The organism is Streptomyces sp. NRRL S-340 (assembly GCF_000720185.1).
Lineage (GTDB): Bacteria > Actinomycetota > Actinomycetes > Streptomycetales > Streptomycetaceae > Streptomyces.
On the sequence record NZ_JOIY01000002.1, the window covers coordinates 70,320 to 94,497 of the forward strand.

19 protein-coding genes and 1 pseudogene are annotated in these 24,178 nt (G+C 76.1%); 12 read left to right on the forward strand and 8 right to left on the reverse strand.

The window, feature by feature from the left end:
• The first annotated feature begins 30 nt into the window (after positions 1-30).
• Positions 31-789 (forward strand): SRPBCC family protein, encoded by a 759-nt coding sequence (locus IG64_RS01595; RefSeq protein ID WP_037851113.1) that lies wholly within the window; start codon positions 31-33, stop codon positions 787-789.
• A gap of 300 nt (positions 790-1,089) precedes the next feature.
• Here IG64_RS01595 and IG64_RS01600 read toward each other — a convergent pair whose 3' ends face one another.
• The 3 genes from IG64_RS01600 to IG64_RS01605 form a co-directional block, all read right to left on the reverse strand.
• The gene (locus IG64_RS01600) at positions 1,090-2,517 is read right to left on the reverse strand and encodes an MFS transporter (RefSeq protein WP_234438346.1); all 1,428 of its coding nucleotides are present in this window, start codon (positions 2,515-2,517) and stop codon (positions 1,090-1,092) included.
• A 76-nt stretch (positions 2,518-2,593) separates the two neighbouring features.
• Positions 2,594-2,761, reverse strand: coding sequence for a hypothetical protein (locus IG64_RS43170; protein ID WP_158771442.1), 168 nt, complete (start codon positions 2,759-2,761; stop codon positions 2,594-2,596).
• A 75-nt stretch (positions 2,762-2,836) separates the two neighbouring features.
• Positions 2,837-3,346: a metallophosphoesterase family protein gene (locus IG64_RS01605; protein WP_037851114.1), complete on the reverse strand. Its 510-nt coding sequence runs from the start codon at positions 3,344-3,346 to the stop codon at positions 2,837-2,839.
• Positions 3,347-3,471: 125 nt separating this feature from the next.
• Here IG64_RS01605 and IG64_RS01610 point away from each other — a divergent pair, with 125 nt between their 5' ends.
• The 3 genes from IG64_RS01610 (at position 3,472) to IG64_RS01620 (ending at position 6,070) form a co-directional block, all read left to right on the forward strand.
• Positions 3,472-3,936 carry a MarR family winged helix-turn-helix transcriptional regulator gene (locus IG64_RS01610; protein WP_051812242.1) on the forward strand — a complete coding sequence of 155 codons (465 nt, stop codon included), beginning with the start codon at positions 3,472-3,474 and terminating at the stop codon, positions 3,934-3,936.
• The gene (locus tag IG64_RS01615) at positions 3,933-5,417 is read left to right on the forward strand and encodes an MFS transporter (RefSeq protein WP_037851115.1); all 1,485 of its coding nucleotides are present in this window, start codon (positions 3,933-3,935) and stop codon (positions 5,415-5,417) included. Before IG64_RS01610 ends, IG64_RS01615 begins: the two co-directional genes overlap by 4 nt.
• A gap of 68 nt (positions 5,418-5,485) precedes the next feature.
• On the forward strand, positions 5,486-6,070 hold the full coding sequence (locus IG64_RS01620; protein WP_037851117.1) for a hydrolase: 585 nt from the start codon (positions 5,486-5,488) through the stop codon (positions 6,068-6,070).
• Positions 6,071-6,170: 100 nt separating this feature from the next.
• Here the strand turns inward: IG64_RS01620 and IG64_RS01625 are convergent, their stop codons facing one another.
• From IG64_RS01625 to IG64_RS01640, 4 genes are all read right to left on the reverse strand, one after another.
• Entirely contained in the window at positions 6,171-6,356 is a 186-nt protein-coding gene (locus IG64_RS01625; protein ID WP_037851118.1) for a hypothetical protein, read from the reverse strand.
• 161 nt (positions 6,357-6,517) lie between these two features.
• Positions 6,518-6,889, reverse strand: a complete 372-nt coding sequence (locus IG64_RS01630) for a DUF6479 family protein (protein ID WP_037851120.1) — start codon at positions 6,887-6,889, stop codon at positions 6,518-6,520.
• A 196-nt stretch (positions 6,890-7,085) separates the two neighbouring features.
• Positions 7,086-7,367, reverse strand: a complete 282-nt coding sequence (locus IG64_RS01635; RefSeq protein ID WP_037851121.1) for a hypothetical protein — start codon at positions 7,365-7,367, stop codon at positions 7,086-7,088.
• 100 nt (positions 7,368-7,467) lie between these two features.
• Positions 7,468-9,921 carry a SpoIIE family protein phosphatase gene (locus IG64_RS01640; protein WP_037851122.1) on the reverse strand — a complete coding sequence of 818 codons (2,454 nt, stop codon included), beginning with the start codon at positions 9,919-9,921 and terminating at the stop codon, positions 7,468-7,470.
• 263 nt (positions 9,922-10,184) lie between these two features.
• Between IG64_RS01640 and lanKC the strand changes: the two genes are divergently transcribed.
• The 4 genes from lanKC (at position 10,185) to IG64_RS43000 (ending at position 17,258) form a co-directional block, all read left to right on the forward strand.
• Positions 10,185-12,845 (forward strand): class III lanthionine synthetase LanKC, encoded by a 2,661-nt coding sequence (lanKC, locus tag IG64_RS01645; protein ID WP_037851123.1) that lies wholly within the window; start codon positions 10,185-10,187, stop codon positions 12,843-12,845.
• A 73-nt stretch (positions 12,846-12,918) separates the two neighbouring features.
• Positions 12,919-13,038: a SapB/AmfS family lanthipeptide gene (locus IG64_RS01650; protein ID WP_018569989.1), complete on the forward strand. Its 120-nt coding sequence runs from the start codon at positions 12,919-12,921 to the stop codon at positions 13,036-13,038.
• Between the two features lie 117 nt (positions 13,039-13,155).
• On the forward strand, positions 13,156-15,012 hold the full coding sequence (locus IG64_RS01655; protein WP_078883714.1) for an ABC transporter transmembrane domain-containing protein: 1,857 nt from the start codon (positions 13,156-13,158) through the stop codon (positions 15,010-15,012).
• A gap of 347 nt (positions 15,013-15,359) precedes the next feature.
• The gene (locus IG64_RS43000) at positions 15,360-17,258 is read left to right on the forward strand and encodes an ATP-binding cassette domain-containing protein (protein ID WP_037851297.1); all 1,899 of its coding nucleotides are present in this window, start codon (positions 15,360-15,362) and stop codon (positions 17,256-17,258) included.
• Here IG64_RS43000 and IG64_RS43005 read toward each other — a convergent pair.
• A pseudogene (locus IG64_RS43005) lies at positions 17,184-18,158 on the reverse strand (LuxR C-terminal-related transcriptional regulator); the annotation flags it as partial. The gene IG64_RS43000 and the pseudogene IG64_RS43005 sit on opposite strands and share 75 nt — an antisense overlap.
• On the opposite strand from IG64_RS43005, the gene IG64_RS01665 reads away from it, so the two are divergent.
• The 4 genes from IG64_RS01665 (at position 18,061) to IG64_RS01680 (ending at position 24,177) form a co-directional block, all read left to right on the forward strand.
• Positions 18,061-20,220, forward strand: a complete 2,160-nt coding sequence (locus tag IG64_RS01665) for a PP2C family protein-serine/threonine phosphatase (RefSeq protein ID WP_037851300.1) — start codon at positions 18,061-18,063, stop codon at positions 20,218-20,220. The pseudogene IG64_RS43005 and the gene IG64_RS01665 sit on opposite strands and share 98 nt — an antisense overlap.
• Before the next feature lie 574 nt (positions 20,221-20,794).
• Positions 20,795-21,010 (forward strand): hypothetical protein, encoded by a 216-nt coding sequence (locus IG64_RS01670; protein WP_037851125.1) that lies wholly within the window; start codon positions 20,795-20,797, stop codon positions 21,008-21,010.
• Positions 21,011-21,148: 138 nt separating this feature from the next.
• Positions 21,149-21,958 carry a DUF2118 domain-containing protein gene (locus tag IG64_RS01675; protein WP_037851127.1) on the forward strand — a complete coding sequence of 270 codons (810 nt, stop codon included), beginning with the start codon at positions 21,149-21,151 and terminating at the stop codon, positions 21,956-21,958.
• Positions 21,955-24,177, forward strand: a complete 2,223-nt coding sequence (locus tag IG64_RS01680) for an NHLP family bacteriocin export ABC transporter peptidase/permease/ATPase subunit (RefSeq protein ID WP_037851129.1) — start codon at positions 21,955-21,957, stop codon at positions 24,175-24,177. Before IG64_RS01675 ends, IG64_RS01680 begins: the two co-directional genes overlap by 4 nt.
• The last annotated feature ends 1 nt before the right edge of the window (position 24,178 follow it).

A 24,178-nucleotide genomic window follows, 5' to 3' on the forward strand; every position in this document is an offset into this window, starting at 1 on the left:
CCCGCAGGACCCGCACGCGAGGAGGAAGACATGGAACTGCACCACGGGTTCACCGTGCCCGTCCCCGTCGACGACGCCTGGCGGGCGCTCCTCGACATCGAGCGGGTCGCCCCGTGCCTGCCGGGGGCGGTGGTGGAGGCGTACGACGGCAGGACCGTCACCGGCTCGGTCAAGGTGCGGCTGGGGCCGGTCACGGTGACGTACAAGGGGACGGCGGTCTTCGAGGAGCAGGACGAGAGGGCCCACCGCCTGGTGCTGGTCGCCGGCGGCCGGGAGACACGGGGGCAGGGAACGGCGCGGGCCACGGTCACGGGCACGCTGCGCGAGCACGACGGCGTCACGGAGGTCTCCGTGCGGACGGAGCTGACCGTGACCGGGCGGCCCGCGCAGTTCGGGCGCGGGGTGCTCGCGGAGGTGGGTGACCGGCTCGTGGGCCAGTTCGCCGACTGCCTGGCGGGACGGCTGGCCGCCGCGGCGCCGCAGGAGACAGCGGGCGCCGGGACCCTGCCCGGCCCCACTCCCGTCACTCCCGCCACTCCCGCCACTGCCGCCAGTCCCGGTCCCGGCCCGGCCCCGGGCCCGGGCAGCGGCGGGGGCACCGCCCCCGGCAACGGCGTCCAGCCGGCCGCCGCCGCGCGGGCCGCGGCGGGCGACGAGCCGGTCGACCTGCTGCGCGTCGCGGCCCTGCCGGTCGCCAGGCGTGCCGCTCCGGTCGCCGCCGGGGCGGCCGTGGCCGTGGCGCTGCTCGTCCTGGGCGTACGACGGCTGCGGCGCGGGCGCGGCCGCTGACCGAGCGCGCGCACAACCCACACCCGACGCACGGCCTCCTCTTCTCCGTCATTCACGCATTCACGGCATCTGCAGAATTTTTTGGATAGCGGGGTTCATCCCTGACGAACGGGGTAGGCGGCTCACAACGGATGAGGCGTGCACGCCTCTGTGGCACATGTGCTGCACACACCCCTCTGGAAGGAGGTCCGTGACAGCGCGTACTCGCAGCTGCCGGGCCGCTTTCGCGCACGGAGCGGCCCGGATCTCGCCGAGAAGTCGGAAACGAGAAAGGGAAGTGTGACCTCGGGGCGGCCCCTGTCAAGGGGCCGCCCTCCTGCGTGCCGCCCTGGGCAGCAGGGCCAGCACCAGGATGACGGCCGCCGCGTACAGGCACGCCGAACCGAGCGCCACCGCGTGGAGGCCGGACAGGAAACGGTCCGGGTCGTCGGGCTGTCCGGCGACCGCCCCGGCCACCGCGATACCGATCGCGCCCCCGGTCTGACGGGCCGTGTTGTTGACGGCCGAGGCGAGTCCGGAGCGCTCCCCCGGCACGGCGGCGACGGCCGCCGCCACGACGGCCGGGGTCAGTACGCCCAGGCCCACGCCCCACAGCAGCAGCGCCGGCAGCAGCACCGGGAAGGACGAGTGCGGTGCGGCGCGGGCCAGCAGCGCGAGCCCCGCGGCGGCGCAGAGCAGACCGGCCGCCGCGGGCAGCCGTGCTCCCGTCCGGCTGGTGATCCGTCCGCCGAAGGGGGCGATCACCGCGAGCGGCGCGAACAGCGGGAGCAGGACCAGCCCGGCCTGGAGGGCGGAGCGGCCCTGGACGGTCTGGAGGAAGAGCGTCAGCACGAACAGGGTGCCGAGTGTGCCCAGGTTCATGATTCCGGCGGCGGTGTTCGCCGCGGCGAAGGCGGGCCGCCGCAGCAGGGCGGTCGGGAGCATGGCGTTCTCGCCGCGCCGGGTCTCGGCGACGCCCAGGGCGGCCAGGGCGAGCAGGGCGGTCACCGCGGCCGCGACAACCCGCGGCGCGCCGGGGCCCGAGCGGCCGCCCTGGATGAAGGCGTACGTCGTCGCGCACAGCAGCAGCCCGCCGAGCAGCATGCCGGGCAGGTCGAGCGGCGGGGCCGCGCTCTCGCGGCTCTCGTCCAGGACCGCGGCGGACCGGACCAGGGCCACGAGCACGATCGGCACGTTGACCAGGAAGACGGCGCGCCAGCCGAGGCCGTCGACGAGCACCCCGCCGAGCAGCGGCCCGGCGGGCAGGGCGAGGCTGCCGACGCCCGCCCACAGTCCGATCGCCCGCGCGCGGGCGGCGTCCTCGGGGAAGGCACGGCCGACGACGGCCAGCGTGCCGGGCAGCAGCAGTGCGGCGCCCACGCCCTGCACGATCCGGGCCACGACGAGCACCGGCACGTCGGGGGCGAGGCCGCAGGCCAGTGAACCGGCCCCGAAGACGGCGAACCCGGCGAGGACGACCCGCCGGTGCCCGTAGCGGTCGCCCGCGGTGCCGCTGGTGAGCATCAGGCAGGCGAGCGCGAGCGCGTACCCGTCCACCACCCACTGGAGCCCGGCGACGCCGGTGCCCAGGGCCGCGCCGATCCGGGGCAGCGCCACGTTGACGACGGTGACGTCGAGCAGCACCAGGAAGTAGCCGGCGCACATGACGAGGAGGACGGTGCGCGGTGAGCCCGTCCGGCGGGCGGGCCGCACGGCTCGGCGCAGAGGTGCGGGCGGAATGTCGGACATGGGGTCACCAGTACCACCCGGACCGGGCCGTTCCGCTCAGGCCGGAGCCCGGCGCGGGCCGTTCGGGCGGGCCGTGTCACCCGGTCCGGACCAGATCGCCCTCGCCGCGCGGCTCGCCCGCCTCCCGGAGGTCGGCCGGGTGCTGCCCGACGAGTTCCGGGTGGTCCTCCTGGACGGGTACCAGGACACCTCGGTCGCCCAGCGCCTCCTGCCGGCGGGCCTGTTCGGCGACGGCACGGGCCACCCCGTCACCGCCGTCGGCGACCCCGGCTGCCGCCGTCGGGCCCGGCGCCTTCGCCGTCCCGCGCGGCCGTCCCGGTCACCCGGTCCGGCGCGGCGGCAGGCGGTGCAGCTCGACCTGGGCGAGGCGGCCGTCGGCGACCGTCGCGGTCATGTAGGTGCAGTGGGGCTGGCGGCGCCGGTCGGTCGGGGACCCCGGATTGAGCAGCCGCAGCCCGGTGGGCGCCGTGGTGTCCCACGGGATGTGGCTGTGCCCGAAGACCAGCACGTCCAGATCGGGGAAGCGGGCGGCGCAGCGGGCCTCGCGGCCCTGGGCGGGCCCGGTCTCGTGGACGGCGCCGAACCGCAGCCCGCCCAGCTCGGCGCGGGCCACCTCGGGGAGCCTGGCGCGCAGGCCGGGGCCGTCGTTGTTGCCGTACACGCCGATCAGCCGGCGGCTGCGGCTCTCCAGCAGGTCGAGGGTGGCGATGTCGACCCAGTCCCCGGCGTGCAGGACGACGTCGGCGCGCGGGAGTTCGGCGAGCAGCTCGCCGGGCAGCTCCCGGGCGCGCTTGGGGAGGTGGGTGTCCGACATCAGCAGCAGACGCACCTCGTCAGCGTACTGCGCGCGGCCCGGCCCCCGCCCCCGGCCGCCCGCGCTGCTCCGCCCGATCGGCAGGCGAAACTGTTCAGTCCAGACTGGACAGTTTCACCTGTCGGATCTACGGTGACGGCATGGAGCAGCAGCGCAGCGAAGAAGTGCCCGAGGGTGTCTCCGCCTCCGCCGCGCGGGCCGCACGCGATCTGCGGGTGGTGTTCAGCCGGCTGCGGCGGCGGATCCGTGAGGTCGCGCAGGACGAGGACCTGACGCCGTCCCAGGTGTCGGCGCTCACCCTGGTCGGCAAGCACGGCGCCGCCACGGCGAGCGCCCTCGCCTCCGCCGAGGGGGTCCGGCCGCAGTCGATGGCCACGACGCTGGCCGCTCTGGAGCAGCGCGGGCTCATCCGGCGCCGCCCCGACCCCGACGACGGCCGCCGCCAGCTCGTCACCCTCACGGAGGGCGGCCGTGAGCGCATCGAGGGCGACCGGCAGATCCGCGAGGAGTGGCTCACCCGTGCGCTGGAGGACCGGTTCACCGAGTCCGAGCGGCAGACCCTCGTCGAGGCGTTCACGCTGATGGAACGGCTGACGCGGTCGTGAGGTCCAGGCTCGTCCGCCGGCCGGGCGGCGCCCGAGCGGCGGTGGGCGCGGCCCCCGATGCCTTCGACCGCCGGCTGATCGCCCCGATGATCCTGGGTTCGGTGCTGAACCCGGTCAACTCGTCGATGATCGCGGTGGCCCTCGTCCCGATCGGCACCGCATTCGGGGCGCCCCCGGCGCAGACCGTCTGGCTGGTCTCCGCGCTGTATCTGGCGACCGCCGTCGGACAGCCCGTCATCGGCCGGCTGGTGGACACGTACGGCCCCCGCCGCCTCTACCTCGCCGGTACGGCCCTGGTCGGGGTCGCGGGCCTGCTGGGAGCGCTCGCGCCGTCGCTCGGCGCGCTCGTCGGGGCGCGGGTGCTGCTCGGTCTCGGCACCTCCGCGGCGTATCCGGCGTCCATGCAGCTCACCCGTCGCGAGGCCGAGCGCACCGGGCGGGACAGCCCGGCGGGCGTCCTGACCGCGCTCGCCGTCGCCAACCAGACGGTGGCCGTGATCGACCCGGCCCTCGGCGGTCTGCTCATCGGAGCCGGCGGCTGGCGGGCCGTGTTCACCGTCAACGTGCCGCTGTCCGCGGCCTGCCTGGTCCTCGGCGCCCTGCGCCTGCCCGGCGAACCCGGGCCGGCCCGGCAGGCGGAGACCGGCGGGACGCGGGAGGCGAGCCGGGCGCCGGGGGCGAGCGTCCCGCGGAACACGCACGGCGGGCGGCCGCGGCGGGACGTCGACCTGCCCGGCATGGTCCTGTTCGCCGGCACGCTCGTGTCGCTGATGCTGTTCCTGATGCAGCCGCGGGCGGACCGCTGGTACCTGCCGGTGCTCGCCGTCGCGGCCGGCGCCGCCTTCGCGGTGCGGGAGCTGCGGGCCGCCGAGCCCTTCGTCGACCTGCGGGTGCTGGGCGGCAACGTGCCGCTGCTGGCCACGTACGTGCGCCAGTTGCTCGGTTACACCACCACGTACGCCTTCATGTACGGCTACACGCAGTGGCTGGAGGAAGGACGCGGACTCGGCGCCTCCACGGCCGGGCTGGTGCTGCTGCCGCTGTCCGGTACCGCGCTCGTCGTCTCCACCCTGACCGGTCGCCGCGAGGCCGTCCGCGCCAAGCTCGTCGTCGGCGCGGCCGTGCAGGTCGCCGCCTGTGCCGTCCTGCTGCTCACCGGCGCCCGCAGCCCGCTGTGGCTGCTGCTGCTCGCCGGGGTGTTGATGGGCATACCCCAGGGCCTGATCGGCCTCGCCAACCAGAACGCGCTCTACCGGCAGGCCGATCCCGCGCGGATCGCCTCCGCCGCCGGGCTGCTGCGCACCTTCATGTACCTCGGCGCGCTGGCCGCCTCCGCGGCCACCGCGGGGTACTTCCCGCGCCGCGCCGACACGGGCGGGCTGCACGGCCTGGCCCTGTTCATGGTCGCCGGATCGGTGCTGCTCCTGGTGAGCAGCGTGCCGGACCGGTCGCTGTCCCGCCTGACCCCCCGAAAGCCCTGACCGTCCCCGAAGCCCTGACCATCCCCGAAGCCCTGACAGTTCCGAAAGCCCGGAAAGGCCCGTGTCCCATGGCACTCACCGCCCTCGACCCCCGTACCGCCCTCGTGGTGATCGACCTCCAGGCGGGCATCGCCGCCGCGCCGACCGTGCCCCACACGGGTCCCGAGGTGGTCGCCCGCAGCGTCGAGCTGGCCGAGGCGTTCCGCGCCCGTGACCTGCCCGTCGTCCTCGTCCGGGTGTCCTTCGCCGCCGACTTCGCGGACGCCGTGCCCGGTCGTACGGAGGCCGCCGCGGGCGGCGGCAGCCGTCCCGAGGGCTGGGACGTGATCGTGCCCGAACTGGCCGGCCACCCCGGTGACATCACCGTCACCAAGCACAACTGGGGCGCCTTCCACGGCACGGACCTCGATGTGCAGCTGCGCCGCCGCGGGGTGACGCAGATCGTGCTGACCGGCATCGCCACCAGCATCGGTGTGGAGTCCACCGCGCGCGCCGCCCACGAGCACGGCTACCACGTCACCCTGGCGACGGACGCCATGGCGGACCTTGACGCGGAGGCGCACCGCTCCAGCGTGCAGCGGATCTTCCCGCGGCTGGGCGAGACGGGCACCACGGCCGAGGTCCTCGAACTCCTGGCCAAGACGCACGGCTGAGCCGGCACACAGGTTGGGGGGGTCCGGCGTCTGTACGCCGGACCCCCCCGCCTGCCGGTACGGGCGCTCCCGGAAACTCTTCCGGCCGGGCGTCGGCCGGTCAGTCCTCGCCCCGGACGATGTTCCACTCGCCGCCGTCGCCGCGCCCGCGCTCCCGCTGCGTTCCGCCACGGTCCTCGACCGCCGGCAGACACGTGCGCACGTGCCTGTCCCTGAGCCGTCGGGCCCTGGCCCAGCCCGACTCGGCGGGCTGGACGGCCGGTTTCTCCATGGTGTGCGCGAGCACGGGTCCTCATCTTCCTTCTGCGTCGGCGGGTGGTGGCGCACCGGGCTTCGGTTCCCGGCCGCAGGCCGCGGTGCCCGGTGCGGCCTTCTCGGTCTTCTCGGTCCTGGCGGGTCGGGTCCCCGCGCGGCCCGGGCGCAAACCGCCGGCCGGGAACCCGGCGGTCATCGGCCGCCGGCGCCGCCGCTGCCGAAGGAGCCGCCGGAACCGGGGTCCCAGCGCGGACGGGACTGGTCCTCGCTGCGCCGGCTGCCGGACGAGCCGAGTTCGTGCGGGGTGAGGCGGCGGCCGGTCTCCTCGGCGCGCGGCACCTCGTCGGGCTCGCGTCGCTGCCGGGTCTCGTGGACCGGCCCGGAGTCCGGGAGCGTCGGGTGCTCACCGGCCCGCGGGGTTCTCGGCTCGCGCTGCTTGACCCGGATGCCGAGCCGGACGGCCCAGATCAGCGCGCCGACGATGACGAGGGCGCCCACGACGATGACGACGATCCCGAAGACCGACCCGGCACCGGAAGCTGCTTCGTAACGGGAGGTGTCCATGGCGCGCGGGTACCCGCACCCCCGGCGAATACGTCACCGGTCCCGCGTACCGCCCCGTACGTCCGTCCCCGGGGCCGTCACAGACGGCCCGGCGCCGTCACGGCCGTCCCGGCGCTGTCGCGGGTGCCGAGACCCGCTCCCGGCCCTGCGCCGTCGCGGGTTCCGGGGCCGCCGCCCGGCCCCGGAGCGGCGACGCTCAGGTGCCGTCCTGCCCCGCCGGGCGGGCCGCCCGTTCCACCTCGGCCTCGATCTCGGCGCGGGGCCTTGCCTCGTGGTTCGCGTACTCGTTCAGGGCGGTCTGCAGGTCCCGGGCCAGGTCGCGCCAGGCGCGCAGGGCGGTCTCGTACGTCTCGCTCTGCATCCCGGTCCACCGCTCCTGTGCGGGCGGCCCGTAGGCCGCCCGGAGCTGTTCGACCCGGGTGTGCGCCTCGTCGGCGGCGCGCTGCTTCGCCACGAGCTCTTCGAAGGTGTGTGACACAGCCCAGGACCCTAAGCACGGCGACCGTGCGCGCGGCTCAGACCTGCCGTGCCGGCGGCGCGGCGCACCCGTGTGGCGGGTCGGCGGCCGGGCGGTGCGCTCACCGCCCCAGGAGCAGTTCGCTCCAGACCTGCTTGCCGCCGCTGACGGGCAGCGCGCCCCAGGCCGTCGAGACGGCCTCGACGAGGAGGATCCCGCGTCCGCCGGTGGCCTCCCACCCGATGTTCGTCGGCTTGACCGGCGTACGGGGGGAGGCGTCGGCGACGGCGATGCGCAGCCGGTGGTGGACGAGGGTCAGGTCCAGGCGCACCGGGCCCTCGGTGTGCACGAGCGCGTTGGTGACCAGTTCGGAGACGACCAGGAGGGCGGTGTCGGCGTCCTCGCTCACGCCCCAGGAGTGCAGGGTGCGCCGGGTGAAACGGCGGGCGTGCCGGACCGCCTCGGGCACCCGCCACACCGTCCAGCTCTCCCTCAGCGGGCGTACCGCCAGGCCGTCGTAGCGCACCAGCAGCAGGGCGATGTCGTCTTCGCGGCGGGCGCCGGTCAGGAGCGCGTCGGCGACCGGGCCGAGACGGCCCGGGTCGACGGCGGCCAGGCGGCGGGCGAGGCGGTCCATGCCGGTGTCGATGTCGGCCTCGGGCGACTCCACGAGTCCGTCGGTGGTCAGGGCGAGCACGGTCCCCGGCCGCAGCCGCAGCGGAGTCATCGGGAAGTCGGCCTGGGACAGCACGCCCAGCGGGGGACCGCCTTCCACCTCGGTGATCTCCGCTGTGCCGTCCGGGTGGCGCAGCACCGGGGGCAGGTGCCCGGCGCGTACGCACCAGGCGGTGCCGGCCTCCAGGTCCAGGTCGACGTAGGCGCAGGTGGCGAACAGGTCGGTCTCCATGTCGAGCAGCAGCCGGTTGGCATGGGAGACGACGACGTCCGGGGGGTGGCCCTCGACGGCGTAGGCGCGCAGCGCGGTGCGCATCTGCCCCATGAGGGTGGCCGCGCCGGTGCTGTGGCCCTGGACGTCGCCGATCACGAGGGCCACGTGGTTGTCGGGCAGGGGGATCACGTCGTACCAGTCGCCGCCGACCTCCAGTCCCGCGGTGGCGGGCAGGTAGCGGGCGACGGCCTCGGCGCCGGGGAGCCGGGGCAGCCTGCGGGGCAGCAGGGTGCGCTGGAGCATGCCGACGAGTTCGTGTTCGGCGTCGAAGGCGTGGGCGCGCATGAGTGCCTGCCCGGCCAGTCCTGCCGAGGCGGTGAGCAGGGCGCGCTCGTCGGGTCCGAAGTCGTGGGGGCTGTCCCAGCCGATCAGGCAGGCGCCCGCCGTGCGGCCGGCGGCGGACAGCGGCAGCACCGCGAGACCGCCGGGGCCGACCTCGGCGAGCGCGGGTTCCAGGGGGGTGCCGGCGGGCCAGATCCGGGCCCGGCCCTCGCGCAGGGCGGCGGCCAGGGTGGGCATGGCCCGTACCGGCGCGTCCGGCCACTCGGTGCGCCACTCCAGGCGCCACAGTTCGGGCCACGACTCCGGCTCGGGCGGGTCGAGCACGGTGACGACGAGCCGGTCGTTCTCCAGTTCGGCCAAGGCGATCCGGTCGGCCCGCAGGGGTGCGCGCAGCGCGGCGACCACGGCGTGGCTGACGTCCCGGACGGTGCCCGCGGTCGCGAGGGCGGAGGCGAGCCGCTGGACGCGGGTGACGTCGGTGACGCCCGGGCGCAGGGCGGAGGCGTCGGCGACGGTGCCCTCCAGGCGCGCCGGGCGGCCGTCCCCGCCGGGCAGCAGGCGCCCGCGCAGCCGCAGCCAGCTGGGCCGCCCGGTCGGCCGCAGGACGCGGAACTCCAGCTCGCGCTCGCCGATGGACATGTGGTCGGCCTCGACCACGGACATCAGGGACGGCAGGTCCTCGGGCACGGTCAGCGCGAGCAGGGTCTCCACCTTGCCGTCGAAGCCTGCCGGGTCGATGCCGAACAGGGCGAGGACGTCGTCGCCGGCCTCGACGCGCCCGCTGTCCATGGCGAGCGCGAAGGCGCCCGGCGGCAGTTCCCCGCCGGGCGCCGAGGCGGCGGGCGCGGGACACGCCGAGGCCTCGGCGACCAGTTCCAGGCAGGCCCGGTCCTCGCTGCCGAAGCCGCCGGGGGCGTCGGTGACGGCGAGCAGGCAGCCGCCCCGGGCGCCGCCGAACGGCAGCGCCGCCAGGGACACGTCGCCGGCGGGCATCCGGCGGGAGTCGGCGTGGCCGGCCACCTCGTCGGGGCCCAGCCACACGGCCCGCCCGGTGCGCCAGGCCTCGGCCGCTGGCGAGTTCCCGGCCAGGGAGTAGGTGTCGCGCAGCCCGTACAGCGTCCGCGGCACGCCCGCCGACTCCGCCAGGCAGAGCGCCTCGCCCGCGGGACCGCCGGGGACGTAGACACCGGCGAACGCGGCCGGGGTGAAGACGAGGGCCTGTTCCAGGACGCGGCGCGGCCGGTCGGGCGCGGCGCGGTCCTCGGTGAGGGTGCTCAGGGCGAGTTCGGCCTGCAGCGTCCTCGATCTGCGTGCCGTAGCTCCCTCACTGACCACGTTGGCCATTACAGCGCGTATGAGCCGTTCGCGCAGCCCCTGTGACGGTTCGCGCGCCCCCGGACGGTTTCGCGCCCCCGCGGCCGGCCGCCCGGGACCCGTGCGAACACCGCGGCCCGGCAGGCCGTCCGGATCTTTCGAACAGGTCTGTGCGGTCTCTTCGAACGGTTGTTGACGCGTGCGTTCCGCACGGTGGTCTCGTGACAGACGTGACTGTCGGCGGTCCCCGCCCGGCTGGAAGGCTCGGTGCCGACCAGGGAGGGGGGACGGACATGGACCAGCGCTACGAGGTGTACGCGCTCGCCGATCCGCACTTCTACGAGACACCCGACCGGCTGTCCCAGGGCGGGCGCTCCGCCGCGCAGCTGTTCGGGACGGCCCGGCGCGCCGTGCCGCAGGGGTGGGACGCGACCCGCACCGGCGACTGGCTGACGCTGACCCCGCTCGGCGCGGACGGCGCCGCGGCCGCGGGCCCGGCCCAGGGCTGGAAGATCCACGCCTCGGCCACCCGGGACAACGCGGACGAGATCGCCGCGATCGTCTGGGACTACTGCGTGCCGCGCCGGATCCCCTTCAAGTTCGTTCCCGGCCCGCACCTGCTGCACCTGCGGAACACGAAGTACGCCGCCCGCGACACCAGCGGCAAGTTCGTCACCGTCTACCCGGACGGCGAGGAGCAGCTGCACCAGGTGCTGCGCGAGCTGGGCGGGCTGCTGGAGGGCTTCGAGGGGCCGTACATCCTGACCGATCTGCGCTGGGGGAAGGGCCCGCTCTACGTCCGCTACGGCGCGTTCGCGCGCGCCTTCGTCGTCGACGAGCGCGGCTCGCTGGTGCCGGCGGTGCGCGACGGCGAGGGACGCCTGGTGCCGGACCGGCGGGCGCCGTCGTTCCAGGTGCCCGACTGGGTGACGCTGCCCCCGTTCCTGGAGCCGCACCTGGCGGCGCGCAACACCACCACGGTCGGCGAGCTGCCGTACCGCATCGAGAAGGCGCTGCACTTCTCCAACGGCGGCGGCGTCTACGCGGGCACCGACACGCGCGACGGCCGGCGGGTGGTGCTCAAGGAGGGCCGGCCGCACGCGGGGCTGGCCGCGGACGGCGCCGACGCGGTCACCCGCCTGGAACGCGAGAGAGCGGCCCTGGAACGGCTCGCCGGGACCGGGGTCGTGCCGGAGGTGCGGGACTGGTTCACCCTCGGCGACCACCGCTTCCTCGTCATGGACTTCGTCGAGGGACGGCCGCTCAACTCCTACTTCGGCGACCGCCACCCGCTGCTCACCCCGGACCCGGACCCGCGGGCCGTCGCCGCGTACACGGCGTGGGCGCTGCGCGTGCACCGGGCGGTGGAGCGGGCGGTGGCCGCGGTGCACGCCCGCGGGATCGTCTTCAACGACCTGCACGTGTTCAACATCGTCGTCGGGCCGGACGACGAGTCGGTGCACCTGCTGGACTTCGAGGCCGCCGCGCCGGCCGAGGAGGGCGGCCGGCAGGTCGTCGCCCATCCCGGCTTCTTCGCGCCGCCCGACCGCACCGGCCCCGACGTGGACCGCTACGCCCTGGCCTGCCTGCGGCTCGCCCTGTTCCTGCCGGTGACCACGCTCTTCGTGATCGACCGGGGCAAGGCGGCCCACCTGGCCGAGGTGATCGCCGAGCAGTTCCCCGGCGTTCCCCGGGAGTTCCTCGACGAGGCCGTCGCGGAGATCACCCGCGACGCCGGCCCGCGGGGCGGAACGCCCGCCCCGGGCCACGGCACCCTCTTCACCGGGCGCGGCGGCCCCGCCTACCCGGACCCGGCCGACTGGCCGGCGAGCCGGGACTCGATGACCAAGGCGCTGCTGGCCTCGGCGACGCCGGACCGCGCCGACCGGCTCTTCCCCGGCGACATCGCGCAGTTCACCGACGGCGGCGGCCTCGGCCTCGCGCACGGCGCGGCCGGTGTCCTGTACGCGCTGCGCGCCTCGGGGGCCGGGCGGTACGAGGAAGGCGAACGCTGGCTGCTCGCGCGCACCGCGGGCGCGCCGCCGGGCACGCCGTTCGGCCTGTACGACGGTCTCGCGGGCGTGGCCCACGTCCTCGACCTGCTCGGCCACCGGCAGCGCGCCCTGGACCTGGTCGACAGCGTCCTGAAGGAGCGCTGGCAGAAACTCTCCTCCGACCTGCGCGGCGGGCTCGCCGGGCTGGGTCTGGTCCTCGGGTCGCTGGCCCGTGCGACGGGCGAGAGCGAGCTGCGCGAGCGGGCCGCCGAGGCGGCGCACCTGCTCACCGCCCGGCTCGCCGAGCCCCTCCCCGACGCCCCCCGGAGGCGGGCCGGGCTGCTGCGCGGCGCGAGCGGAGTGGCGCTGTTCCTGCTGCGGCAGTACGAGTGGACCGGCGAACGCGCGCTGCTGGACGCCGCCGCCGCCGCGCTCCGCCGCGACCTGGAGCAGTGCGCCGTCCAGCCGAGCGGCGGCGGCCTGGAGGTCGACGAGGGCTGGCGGACCCTGCCCTACCTGGGCGACGGCAGCGCGGGGATCGGCATGGTCCTGGACGACTACCTCGCCCACGCGCCCGACGAGGAGTTCGCCCGGGCCCGCGACGCCGTCCTCACCGCCGCCACCTCCCGCTTCTACGCACAGCCGGGCCTCTTCCAGGGCCGCGCCGGAATGATCCTGCACCTCAGCCGCAGCACGGCACCCGGGGCGACCCCTCAGAAACTGGCCGGCCAGGTCGGCGCGCTCGGCTGGTACGCGATGGCGTACGAGGGCCAACTGGCCTTCCCCGGCCACCAGATGATGCGACTGTCCATGGATCTCGCCACCGGTACGGCCGGATGCCTGCTCGCCCTCGCGGCGGCGCTGGACGGCGCGACCGGCGCGGCGCTGCCCTTCCTGCCGCCCCCCGCCGCCGCCCCGGCGGCCCACCCAGACGCGGCTCCGCGACCCGCGGAGTCGTGACACAACCCCCGTCCCCGACGTGGGAGACGACCTGAGTCCCGGCACCGTCCGGGGCCGACCGAAAGGACACGGCATGGCACTGCTCGACCTGCAGACGATGGAGTCCGACGAGAACCACGGCGGTGGCGGCGGCGCCAGCACGGCCAGCCTGCTGTCGTGTGTCAGCGCGGTGAGCGTCCTGCTCTGCCTCTGACCCGCACCGTCCGTTCCACGGCTCCGGGCGGCCGCCTCCCTCGCGGGGAGCGGCCGCCCGGGGCCCGTTCCGCGCGCGGACGCGAGACCACGGCACAGGATGCGAGGCGGCAGCCGTATGACGACCCTCTCCGACCAGGCCCGCGGCACCCCGCCGGTGACCGCCCGCTCGCTCCTGCGCGCCGCCGTGCGGCACGGGGCGGTGCGCTGCGCGGCCCTGTGCCTGGTGAGCACGGCGGCGACCGGTGCCGGGCTGCTGCTGCCCGCCGTGCTGGGCCGCACCCTCGACCTGCTGCTGAACCGGGCGCCGGCCGGCCGCTGGGTCGGGTACTCGGTCGCGCTGCTCGCGCTGCTCACCGCCCTGGACATGGCCGAGACCGTGCTCGACACCACCACCGGCGCCCGTGCCACCGCGTGGCTGCGGCTGCGGCTGACCGGGCACGTCCTGGCTCTCGGCCCGCGTGCCACGGCCCGTTTCGGACCGGGGGAACTCGTCGCCCGGCTGGTGGGCAGTGCCGCCCAGGCGGGCAGCGCGCCCGCCGCGGTGGCCGCGTCCGTCGCGGCGGTGGCCGGGCCGGCCGGCGCGGTCGTGGCACTCGGGCTGCTCGACGTGTGGCTCGCGGTCGCCTTCCTGGCCGGGGCGCCCCTGCTCGCGCTGCTGCTGCGGGCGTTCGCCCGGGACGCCTCCCAGTGCGTCGCCCGTTACCAGGAGACCCAGGGGCGGATCGCCTCGGCGCTCGCGGAGGCCGTGGGCGGCGCCCGCACGATCCGGGCGGCCGGTACGGCGGACCGGGAGACGGCACGGATCCTGCGCCCGCTGCCCGAACTGTCCCGGGCGGGGCACCGGATGTGGCGCGCGCAGGCCCGGGCGGCCGCCCGGGCCGTCGCCGTGGCCCCGCTGCTGCACCTGGTGGTCGTCGCCGTCGCCGGGATGCTGCTCGCCCGGCACCGGCTGACCGTCGGCGACGTACTGGCCGCCTCCCGCTACGCGGTCCTCGCCGGCGGGGTCGGCGCGCTGGTCGGGCAGCTCTCGGCCCTGGTGCGAGCGCGCGCGGCGGCCGGACGCCTCGCCGAGGTCCTGGCCGAGCCGGCCCCGGCTCACGGCGGCCTGCGGCTGCCGCCGGGGCGGGGGCGCCTTGAGCTGCGCGGCGTCACGGCGCGGCGCGGTGGCCGTACGGTGCTGCACGGCGTCGACCTCACCGTGCCCGGCGGCACGACACTGGCCGTGGTCGGACGCTCCGGTTCCGGCAAGTCCCTGCTCGCGGCCGTCGCCGGCCGCCTGTGCGACCCGGACGCCGGAGAGGTGCTGCTGGACGGGGTGCCGCTGCGCGAGCTGACCCACGACGCACTGCGCGGCGCGATCGGTCACGCCTTCGAGCGGCCCGTCCTGATCGGGGCGACCGTCGAGGACGCCATCGGCCTCGGCCCGGCCGCGCCCTGCCCCGACCGCGTCCGGGAGGCGGCCCGCACGGCCCGCGCCGACGACTTCGTGCGCCGGCTGCCCGACGGCTACGCGACCCCGCTGGCCGCCGCGCCCCGCTCGGGCGGCGAGTCCCAGCGGCTCGGGCTCGCGCGCGCGTTCGCCCACGGCGGCCGGCTGCTCGTCCTCGACGACGCCCTCTCGAGCCTGGACACGGTCACGGAACACCGGATCACCCACGCCCTCGCCCAGGGTGGCGCCCGCGCCACCCGCGTCGTCGTGGCCCACCGCGCGGCGACCGCGGCCCGCGCCGACATGGTCGCCTGGCTGGACGGGGGCCGCGTACGAGCGGTCGGCACCCACGCCTCGCTGTGGCGGCAGGCGGGTTACCGCCAGGTGTTCGGGGAGGAGAGCGGGGACGGCCGCGGGGGCGAGGCCGCTCCGGGCGAGGGCCACGGGGACGGCAGCGCAATAGGAGAGGGACCTGGTCCGGGTGCGGGCGCCGTGCGCCCGGCGGGTGACCCGGGCCGTCCCGCGGAGGGGGCACGGCCGTGAGCGAGGACCGGCGCCGGGCGGCGGCGAGCGGGAGCGGGACGCACGGGCCCGGCGAGGGGCGGACCGCCGGCGCGGCCGGGGACCACCGAGGACGGCCACCGGCCGCGCCCGGCCCTGTCCGGCCGCCCGGCCCCGCCGCGCAGGGGCGCGCGGAGGGTGCGGCGGCCGTCGGACACGGGACGGGGACGCGCGGTGCGCGGGCAGATGGGGCGGGCGGGACGGGCGGGGTGGCGGACGCACCCGGTGCGGGACGGCGGAGGGACGGGGCACCCGGCGCGGGCCGGCAGGCGGACCCGGCGCCCGGTGCGGGACGGCCGCGGGGCGCGCCCGGTGCGGGGCGGCGGGGGCTGAGGTTCCTGCGTGCCCGGTGGCGGGTCCTGGTGCGGCTGGGCGGGTGGTCCGTGCTGGAGACGGGGCAGACGTTCCTGCTCGGTTACGCCCTGGCGCGGTCCCTGGACTCGGGGTTCCTGGCGGGACGCGCAGCGGCCGGGCTGGCCTGGCTGGGGGTCGCCGGGACGGGAGTCCTCCTGGGCGCCGTCGGGACCGGGCGGGTGTACCGGTCGGTCGCCGCGCTGGTCGAGCCGCTGCGGGACCGGCTCGTGGAGCGGGTCGTGGCGCGCGGGGTGCGCGAGGCGGACGACGGCGCGCTCTCCCGGCTCACCCAGCAGGTGGAGATCGCCCGCGACACCTTCGCCGGGCTGGTGCTGGTCTCCCGGTCCTTCGTGGTCGCCGCGGCCGGCGCTCTGATCGGCCTGTTCTCGCTGGCCCCGCCGCTCGCGCTCGTGGTCGTCGCGCCGCTGGTCGCCGCGATCACCCTGTTCGCGGTGACGCTGCGGCCGCTGGCCCGGCGCCAGGAGGCGTACCTGGCCGCGGACGAGGCCCTCGCGGAGCGGCTGGGCCGGGTGGGCCCGGGCCTGCGGGACGTGACGGCCTTCGGCGCCGAGGCGCGGGTCGCGGCCGGTGTCGCGCAGTGCGTGGAGGCCGAGCGGCGGGCCGCGGGCGCGCTGGCCCGCTGGGGTGTCCTGCGGGTGGCGGCCCTGGCCGTGGGCGGTCACGCGCCGGTCGTCCTGCTGCTGGTGGCCGCGCCGTGGCTGCTGGACCACGACGTGTCGCCCGGCGCGCTGGTGGGCGCCCTCGCCTATGTCACCCAGTCGCTCCTGCCGGCCCTGCAGAACCTGATCCACGGCCTGGGGGCCGGCGGCGCCCGCCTGACGGTGGTGCTGCGCCGCATCGCCCCGGCCGGCGACGAGGACCTGCGGACCGGCCGGGACACCGCACCCGCCCCCCGGCCCACGCCCCCGTCCACGCCCGCCACCCAGGCCGCGCCCCCTTTCCGGGCCGCGCCCGCTCCCCCTCCCGCATCCGCTGCCGACGCGGCCCCCGCCCTCGCCCTGTCCGGCGTCACCTTCGCCTACGGTCCGCACAGCGAACCCGTGGTCCGGGATCTCGACCTCGTCGTCCCGCGCGGCGGCCACCTGGCCGTCGTCGGGCCGAGCGGGATCGGCAAGTCGACGCTCACCGCGCTGGTGGCGGGGCTGCTCGAACCGGCGGCCGGAGAGATCAGGGTGTGCGGGCGGCCGGTTCCGGGGCCCGGTGCGGCCGCGTGCCGGGTCCTGATCCCGCAGGAGGCGTACGTCCACACCGGGACCCTCGGCGAGAACCTCACCCATCTGCGCCCCGACCCGGTGCCGCCGCACGAACTGCTCGCCGCGGCGGAAGCGGTCGGACTCGCTCCGCTGCTGCACCGCCTCGGCGGCCCCGGCGCACCGGTGGACCCGGCGGCGCTGTCGGCGGGCGAGCGCCAGCTGATCGCGCTGACCCGGGCGTACCTGTCGCACGCCCCGCTCGCCCTGCTCGACGAGGCGACCTGTCACCTGGACCCGGACGCCGAGGCCCGCGCGGAGCGCGCCTTCGCCGCCCGGCCCGGCGGAACCCTGGTGGTGGTGGCGCACCGGCTCACCTCCGCCCGCCGGGCCGACCGCGTCCTGGTCATGGACGGCCGGGACACCGCGTACGGGACGCACGAGGAACTGCTGCGGGGCTGCGGGCTCTACCGGGAGCTGTTCGGCGGCTGGGCACCGCCCGGTTCACAGCCACCCCTCCCCCTGAGAGATGCGGATGGCGTCGATCCGGTTGCGGGCCCCGGTCTTGCGGGTGATGGCCGCCATGTAGTTGCGCACGGTTCCGTGGGACAGGTGCAGGCTCCCGGCGATCTCGGCGACGGAGGCGCCCTCGGCGGCCAGTGACAGCACGCTCAGTTCGCGCCGGGTCAGCGGCATCTCGGCGGCCTTGAGGAAACCGAGGCCCAGGGACTCGTCGACGAAACGTTCCCCCTCGGCGACACGGCGTATGCCGCGCACCAGACGCTCCGGCGACCCCTTCTTGTCGACGTACCCGAGCACCCCGGCCTCGATGGCCTGGCGTAACAGTCCCGGCCGGTCCGCCGTGGCCAGCACCAGTAAGCGGGGCGCCCGCCGGCCCGGTTCGCGCGGACACAGCTCGTCCAGCGGGACCTGCTTGCGCGCCCTCGGGTGGTCGAGGTCGACGGCGCACACGTCCGGCCGTACCCTCCGCACCTGCCCCGGCGCACCGCGCCACGGCGTGTCGTGCACCCCCAGGTCGGGCTCCCGGCGCAGCCACTCCGCCATGACCGATCGCACCAGACACGCGTCGTGCACCAGAAGTATCCGGATCACTGCCGCCCCTTCGGTTCGCCCCGCGCGCCGGTACCGTGCCGGTCCCCGCGCCGGTTCTGTGATGGTGGTGTGCGCGTGCCCCATTCTTGGGTGCGTGTACGGCCCCGTAGCGCGGAGAATCGGCCAAGGGGAGGCGCGGGGGCGCACGGGCGGCGGCCGTCCACCGCAACACGCCCCGCCCGTCCGGGCATGGGCAACGCCCGACGGGGTACACGAGGCGCCCGCCCGGGGCACCCGTGGGAGCCCGCAGGCGCCGCACCCACCGCGCGGGCCGCCCCGCCGCTCACCCTGCGGGGCGGGCCGCCGAGGGCGAGCCCGGGTCCCGGAAGCCGTGGCGCGGCCCTGCGAGGAGGTGGTCGGCGTGTCGGAGCGGCCGAGGTCCGGACAGCCCCCGACGACCGCCCCCGGGCCCGTCGGCCGCCCGCTGCTGTCCCTGGCGCTCGCCGCCATGCTGGACGAGGTCCACGCGCACTCGGGCGCGGTGTACCTGCTGGCGCCGGACCAGCCGGTCCTGGAGATGGCGGTGATGGCGGGCATGCCCCGGGCGTTCGCCGCGCCCTGGGAGCGGGTCGGGCTGAGCGCCCCCATCCCGGTCGCCCAGGCCGTACGGGAACGGCGGCTGATATGGGTCGGCGGCGAGGAGGAGATGGCCCGCCGCTACCCGCGCATCGCCGTCGTGCTGCCGTACCCCTTCGCGCTCGCCGCGCTGCCGCTGGCCACCGGTGCCACCGTGTACGGGGCCGTCTTCGTGACCTGGCCGGACGCCCACCCGCCGGTGCTGTCCGACTGGGAGCGCGAGCACCTGACCGCGGCCTGCGGCCGGCTGGCGGTGCGGCTGGAGCGGGCCGCGGCCGAGCGCCGCCCGGTGCTCCCGGAGCCCGACCTGCTAGCCGCGCCGCCGGCCGGCGGCGTCGCCGGCACGCTCGGCTCGGCCGAGGCCGCCCGCATGGCGGCCCGGCTGCCGTACGGGCTCGCCTCCCTCGACCTGCACGGCCGGGTCTCCTTCGCCAACGCGGCCGCGGCCGCCCTGCTCGGACTGCCCGCCGCGGAACTGCTGGGCACCCGGCTGTGGGCGTCCGTGCCGTGGCTGAACGACCCGATGTACGAGGACCGCTACCGGGCCGCCCTGCTCAGCCAGCACGTCACGTCCTTCGTGGCGCTGCGCCCGCCCGGCGAGTGGCTGTCCTTCCGGATGTACCCGAGCACCACCGGGCTGAGCCTGCGGATCAGCCGGGCCCGCGCGGTCGCCGAGCTGGGACGGGCGGCGCCGCACCCCGGGGGAACGTCGTCACCGGCCGGCCTGGTGACCATCTCGCGGGTGCTGGGGCTGGCCGGGGCGCTGACCGAGGCGGTGGGCGTGCAGGACGTGGTGCGGCTGGTCGCGGACGAGATCGTGCCGGCCGTCGGCAGCCGGGCCCTGATGATCCTCGGCTCCCAGTCGGGGCGGCTGCACGTGCTCGGCCACCGCGGATACCCCGACCCGCGGGCCGTCGAGGAGTTCCACGGCACGCCGCTCGGCGCGCCGACCCCGAGCACGCGGGTGCTGTCCACCGGAGCGCCCGCCTTCTTCGAGTCCCGGCAGCAGCTGGAGCGGCTGTACCCGGTACGGCAGGCGGTGCGCGACGGCTTCGCGGCCTGGGCGTACCTGCCGCTCATCGCGTCGGGCCGGCCGGTGGGCACCTGCGTCCTCTCCTACGCCCGTCCGCACCCCTTCCCGGCGGACGAGCGGGCCGTCCTGACGAGCCTGGGCGGCCTGATCGCGCAGGCGCTGGAACGGGCCCGGCTCTACGACACCAAGCACCGGCTGGCCCACGGCCTGCAGCAGGCGCTGCTGCCGCGCTCACTGCCCCGGCTGCCGGGCTTCGAGACGGCCGCGCGCTATCTTCCGGCCACGCAGGGCATGGACATCGGCGGCGACTTCTACGACCTCGTGCCCACCCGCCCGCTGGCCGCGGCCGTGATCGGGGACGTGCAGGGGCACAACGTCACCGCCGCCGGCCTGATGGGCCAGTTGCGTACGGCGGTCCGCGCGTACACCACGGTCGGCCAGGAGCCGCAGGAGGTCATGGCGAGCACCAACCGGCTGTTGATGGAGCTGGGCGTCGAGCTGTTCGCCAGCTGTCTGTACCTGCGGCTCGACCCGGCCGAGGGCTGTGCCGTGATGTCCCGGGCCGGGCACCCGCCGCCGCTGCTGCGCCGCCCGGACGGGCGGGTGCGCGTGCTCGACCTGGCCGGGGGCCCGCTGCTGGGCATCGACCCGGCGGCGACGTATCCGACGACGCGGGTGGGCCTGGCCCCCGGCTCGGTGCTGGTCCTCTACACCGACGGGCTCGTCGAGTCGCCCGGCACCGACATCGAGGAGGCGCTCGCCGGCCTGGGGCAGCAGCTCGGCGAGGCCGGGGACGTGCCGCTGGGCCGGCTGGCCGACCTGCTGGTGGAGCACAGCGCGGCGGCGCGGGAGCGGATCGACGACGTGGCGGTCCTGCTGCTGCGCGCCCGGGGCGACGGCTGACACGGCGGCCGGCACCGGGCACCACCCGCGCGGGGGGGGCCGCCGCCCGCCGCTCCCCGTCCGTGGTGCGCCGCGCACCCGCGCGCGGGCCCGCCGTTCATCCTCGGCCGCAAACAGTCCGCCACCGGCCGGTCACGCACAGTCGGCGAACCGTCGCGGCCGGGAAGCGGAACCCCTGCTTCAGCAAATCTGCACAGCGGCTGCCCAGCGGGGTCACCGGACGGCGCGGATCTGCACAACCGCGCGCCCCCGGCGGCGCGTTTGGCGCGGAGTGCCGGATTCCGCGGCGCCCCGGCAAGAGCCGTGGCGAGCCGATGCCGTGCGCCTTGTGAAGAAGTGGCCGACAACTCGTGCCCGGGCATGCACGGATGAGCCTCCTGGAGCGGGAAGTTCCCTGGTGAGAGGCCTGCTTGAGTGGAGGAGCCGGTTCGTGCCGTGCTTTGATCCATCGCACCGCGGGGCCCGCCGGACGCTTGCGACAGCGACGGCCGGCTGCCCCGCCCGCGGCCTTCCCTCTGCCCCCCAGAGGGGGCCGCTCCCCGTTGAGAAACCCCATACGAAGGGAAGTTCCACCATGAACTCCACCCCCCAGGTCGAGACCGCCGAGATCTCCGACGCCGACCTCGACAACGTCTCCGGCGGTCTGTCGCTGAACGCCGTCGGCACCGTCACGGGCCTGGTGGACGGCGTCGCCCCGGTGTCCGGCCTGGTCGACACGGCCGTCGGCACCGTCGAGGGTGTGACCGGCCTGAACACCGCCCCGGTCACCAACCTGGTCGCCGGTCTCTGAGCGCATCGCGCCCCGAGGCGTCCCGGAGCCGTACGCCGGCTCCGGGACGCCCGGATGCCCGCCCGCCCCGGCCCCGCCGGGCCCCGTACCCCGAAAGACCGCCCCGCACAGGCCTCAGCCACAGGTGAGGGAAGTTCCGTGCAGTTCCGCCAACAGGCCCTCGCCAAGCTCCAGTCGCCCGAGGAACTCGACCTTCCGGTACGCCTGGCCCGCCCGCGGGGATGGCTCGTGCTCTGCGTCACCCTCGTCGCGACGGCCGCCGCCTGCGTGTGGGCGGTGACCGGTTCGGTGGCCTCCACGGTCACCGCGCAGGCCGTCCTCACCCACGGGCAGGGCAGTTACGTCCTGCAGAGCCCGGTCTCCGGACAGGTCACCGCGGTCCTCGCCGAGGAGGGCGAACGGCTCGCCGCCGGCTCGCCCGTGCTCAAGGTCCGTACCGGCTCCGGCACGACGACGCTCGTACGGGCCGTGGCCGCCGGCCGGATCACCACGCTGGCCGCCGCCCTCGGGCAGATCGTCTCCCCCGGCACGGACGTCGCCGCCGTCGAGAAGGCGGCTCACGCCTCCGACCCGCTGTACGCGACCGTCTACGTGCCCGCTCAGAACGCCGCCGCCGTTCCCGCCGGGGCCCCCGTCGACCTGACCGTCTCCTCCGCGCCCGCCGAGCGGTACGGCGTGCTGCGCGGCCGGGTGGCGTCGGTGGACCGCTCCGCGCAGTCCGCCCAGCAGATCGGCGCGTTCCTCGGGGACGCCCGGCTGGGCGCACAAATGGCCGGGAAAGGCCGGCCGGTGGCCGTGCGCGTACGGCTCGACGCCGCACCCGGCACACCGAGCGGGTACCGCTGGTCCTCCGCGGACGGCCCGCCGTTCCGGATCGAGTCCATGACCCTGGCCACGGCCTCGATCCGCCTTGCCGACCAGCGTCCCGTCGATTGGCTGCTGCCGTGAGCACCGCACCGCAGACCCGCGGGCGGCGACGCGCCGCCCCGCCCCGGCGCCCGGTGCCCCGGGGCCGCACCCGCACGGTCCGTACACCCACCGTCCTCCAGATGGAGGCCGTGGAGTGCGGCGCCGCCTCGCTCGCCATGGTCCTCGCCCACCACGGCCGCCACGTCCCGCTGGAGGAACTGCGCATCGCGTGCGGCGTCTCGCGGGACGGCTCGCGGGCGAGCAACCTGCTGAAGGCGGCGCGCAGTTACGGCCTGACGGCCAAGGGCATGCAGATGGACACCGCCGCCCTCGCCGAGGTGGCGGCGCCGGCCGTCCTGTTCTGGGAGTTCAACCACTACGTCGTCTACGACGGCATGGGCCGCCGCCTGGGCCGGCGCGGGGTGTACGTCAACGACCCCGGCAAGGGCCGGCGTTTCGTGCCCATGGAGGACTTCGACAGCAGCTTCACCGGTGTGGTGCTGGTGCTGGAGCCGGGCGAGGGTTTCACGCGCGGCGGACGCAGGCCGGGTGTGCTGGGCGCGCTCCCGGCCCGGCTGCGCGGCACCGCGGGCACGCTGCCCGCGGCGGTCCTCGCGAGCCTGCTGCTGGTGGTGGCCGGCGCGGCGGTGCCCGCGCTCAGCCGCACCTACATCGACTCGTACCTGATCGGCGGACAGACCTCGCTGCTGGGCGTGCTGTTCGCGTCGATGGGTGCGTGCGTGCTGCTCACCGTCGTGCTGACCTGGCTGCAGCAGACGAACCTGCTGCACGGCCGCATCGTCTCCTCCACCCTGTCGAGCGCCCGCTTCCTGCGCCATCTGCTGCGGCTGCCGGTGACGTTCTTCGCCCAGCGCAGCCCCGCCGACCTGGTGCAGCGCCTCCAGTCCAACGACGCCGTCGCCGAGACCCTGGCGCGCGACCTGTCCGCGGCGGGCGTCGACGCGATCGTCGTCGTGCTGTACGCCGTGCTGCTCTACACCTACGACCCGCAGCTGACCGTGGTCGGCGTCGGCGTGGCGCTGCTGAACGTGGTGGCGATGCGGGTGGTCGTACGGCTGCGCGCGACGCGGACCGCGAAGCTGCGCGCGGACACCGCACGGCTGACCAACACGGCTTACACCGGACTGCAGTTGATCGAGACGATGAAGGCGACCGGTGGTGAGGACGGCTACTTCCGCACCTGGGCCGGACAGCACGCCACCACGCTGGAGGAGCAGCAGCGGCTCGGGGTGCCGAGCGCCTGGCTGGGCGTGGTCGCTCCGGCGCTGGCCACGCTGAACAGCGCGCTGATCCTGTGGATCGGCGGGATGCGGGCGGTCGAGGGCCACGTCTCGGTGGGGCTGCTGGTCGCCTTCCAGGCGCTGGTGACCCGTTTCACCGCGCCGCTGACCCGGCTCAACGGGGTGGCGGGCCGCATCCAGGACTTCGCGGCCGACGTGGCCCGGCTCAAGGACGTCGAGTCCTTCGGCACCGACCCGCTGTACTCCCGGCCCGGCACCGGCGACTCCACGCGCCGGCTGCGCGGCCATGTCGAACTCCAGAACATCTCCTTCGGCTACAGCCCGCTGGACAAGCCGCTGCTGACCGGCTTCGACCTCACCGTGGGACCGGGGCAGCAGGTGGCGCTGGTCGGCGGCTCGGGCAGCGGCAAGTCGACGGTGTCCCGGCTGATCTCCGGGCTGTACACGCCGTGGGAGGGGGTGATCCGCATCGACGGCCGGCACCTCGCGGACATCCCGCGCGGCGCGCTGGCCGCCTCGGTGTCCTTCGTCGACCAGGACGTGTTCCTCTTCGAGGGCACGGTCCGCGACAACGTGGCCCTGTGGGACCCCTCGATCCCGGACGACGCCGTGGTGGAGGCGCTGCGCGACGCCTGCCTGTACGAGGTGGTGGCCCGCCGCCCCGGGGGCATCCACAGCCGTGTCGAGCAGGACGGGCGGAACTTCTCCGGCGGGCAGCGCCAGCGCCTGGAGATCGCGCGGGCGCTGGTGCGCCGGCCGAGCATCCTCGTCCTGGACGAGGTGACGAGCGCGCTGGACGCGGAGACCGAGCAGACCGTCATGGACAACCTGCGCCGGCGCGGCTGCGCCTGTGTGGTGATCGCCCACCGGCTGTCCACCGTGCGCGACAGCGACGAGATCGTCGTCCTGGAGCACGGCACGGTCGTCGAACGCGGGCGGCACGGGGAACTGGTGGCGCGCGGCGGCGCGTACGCCGCGCTGGTCGGGGAGCGATGAG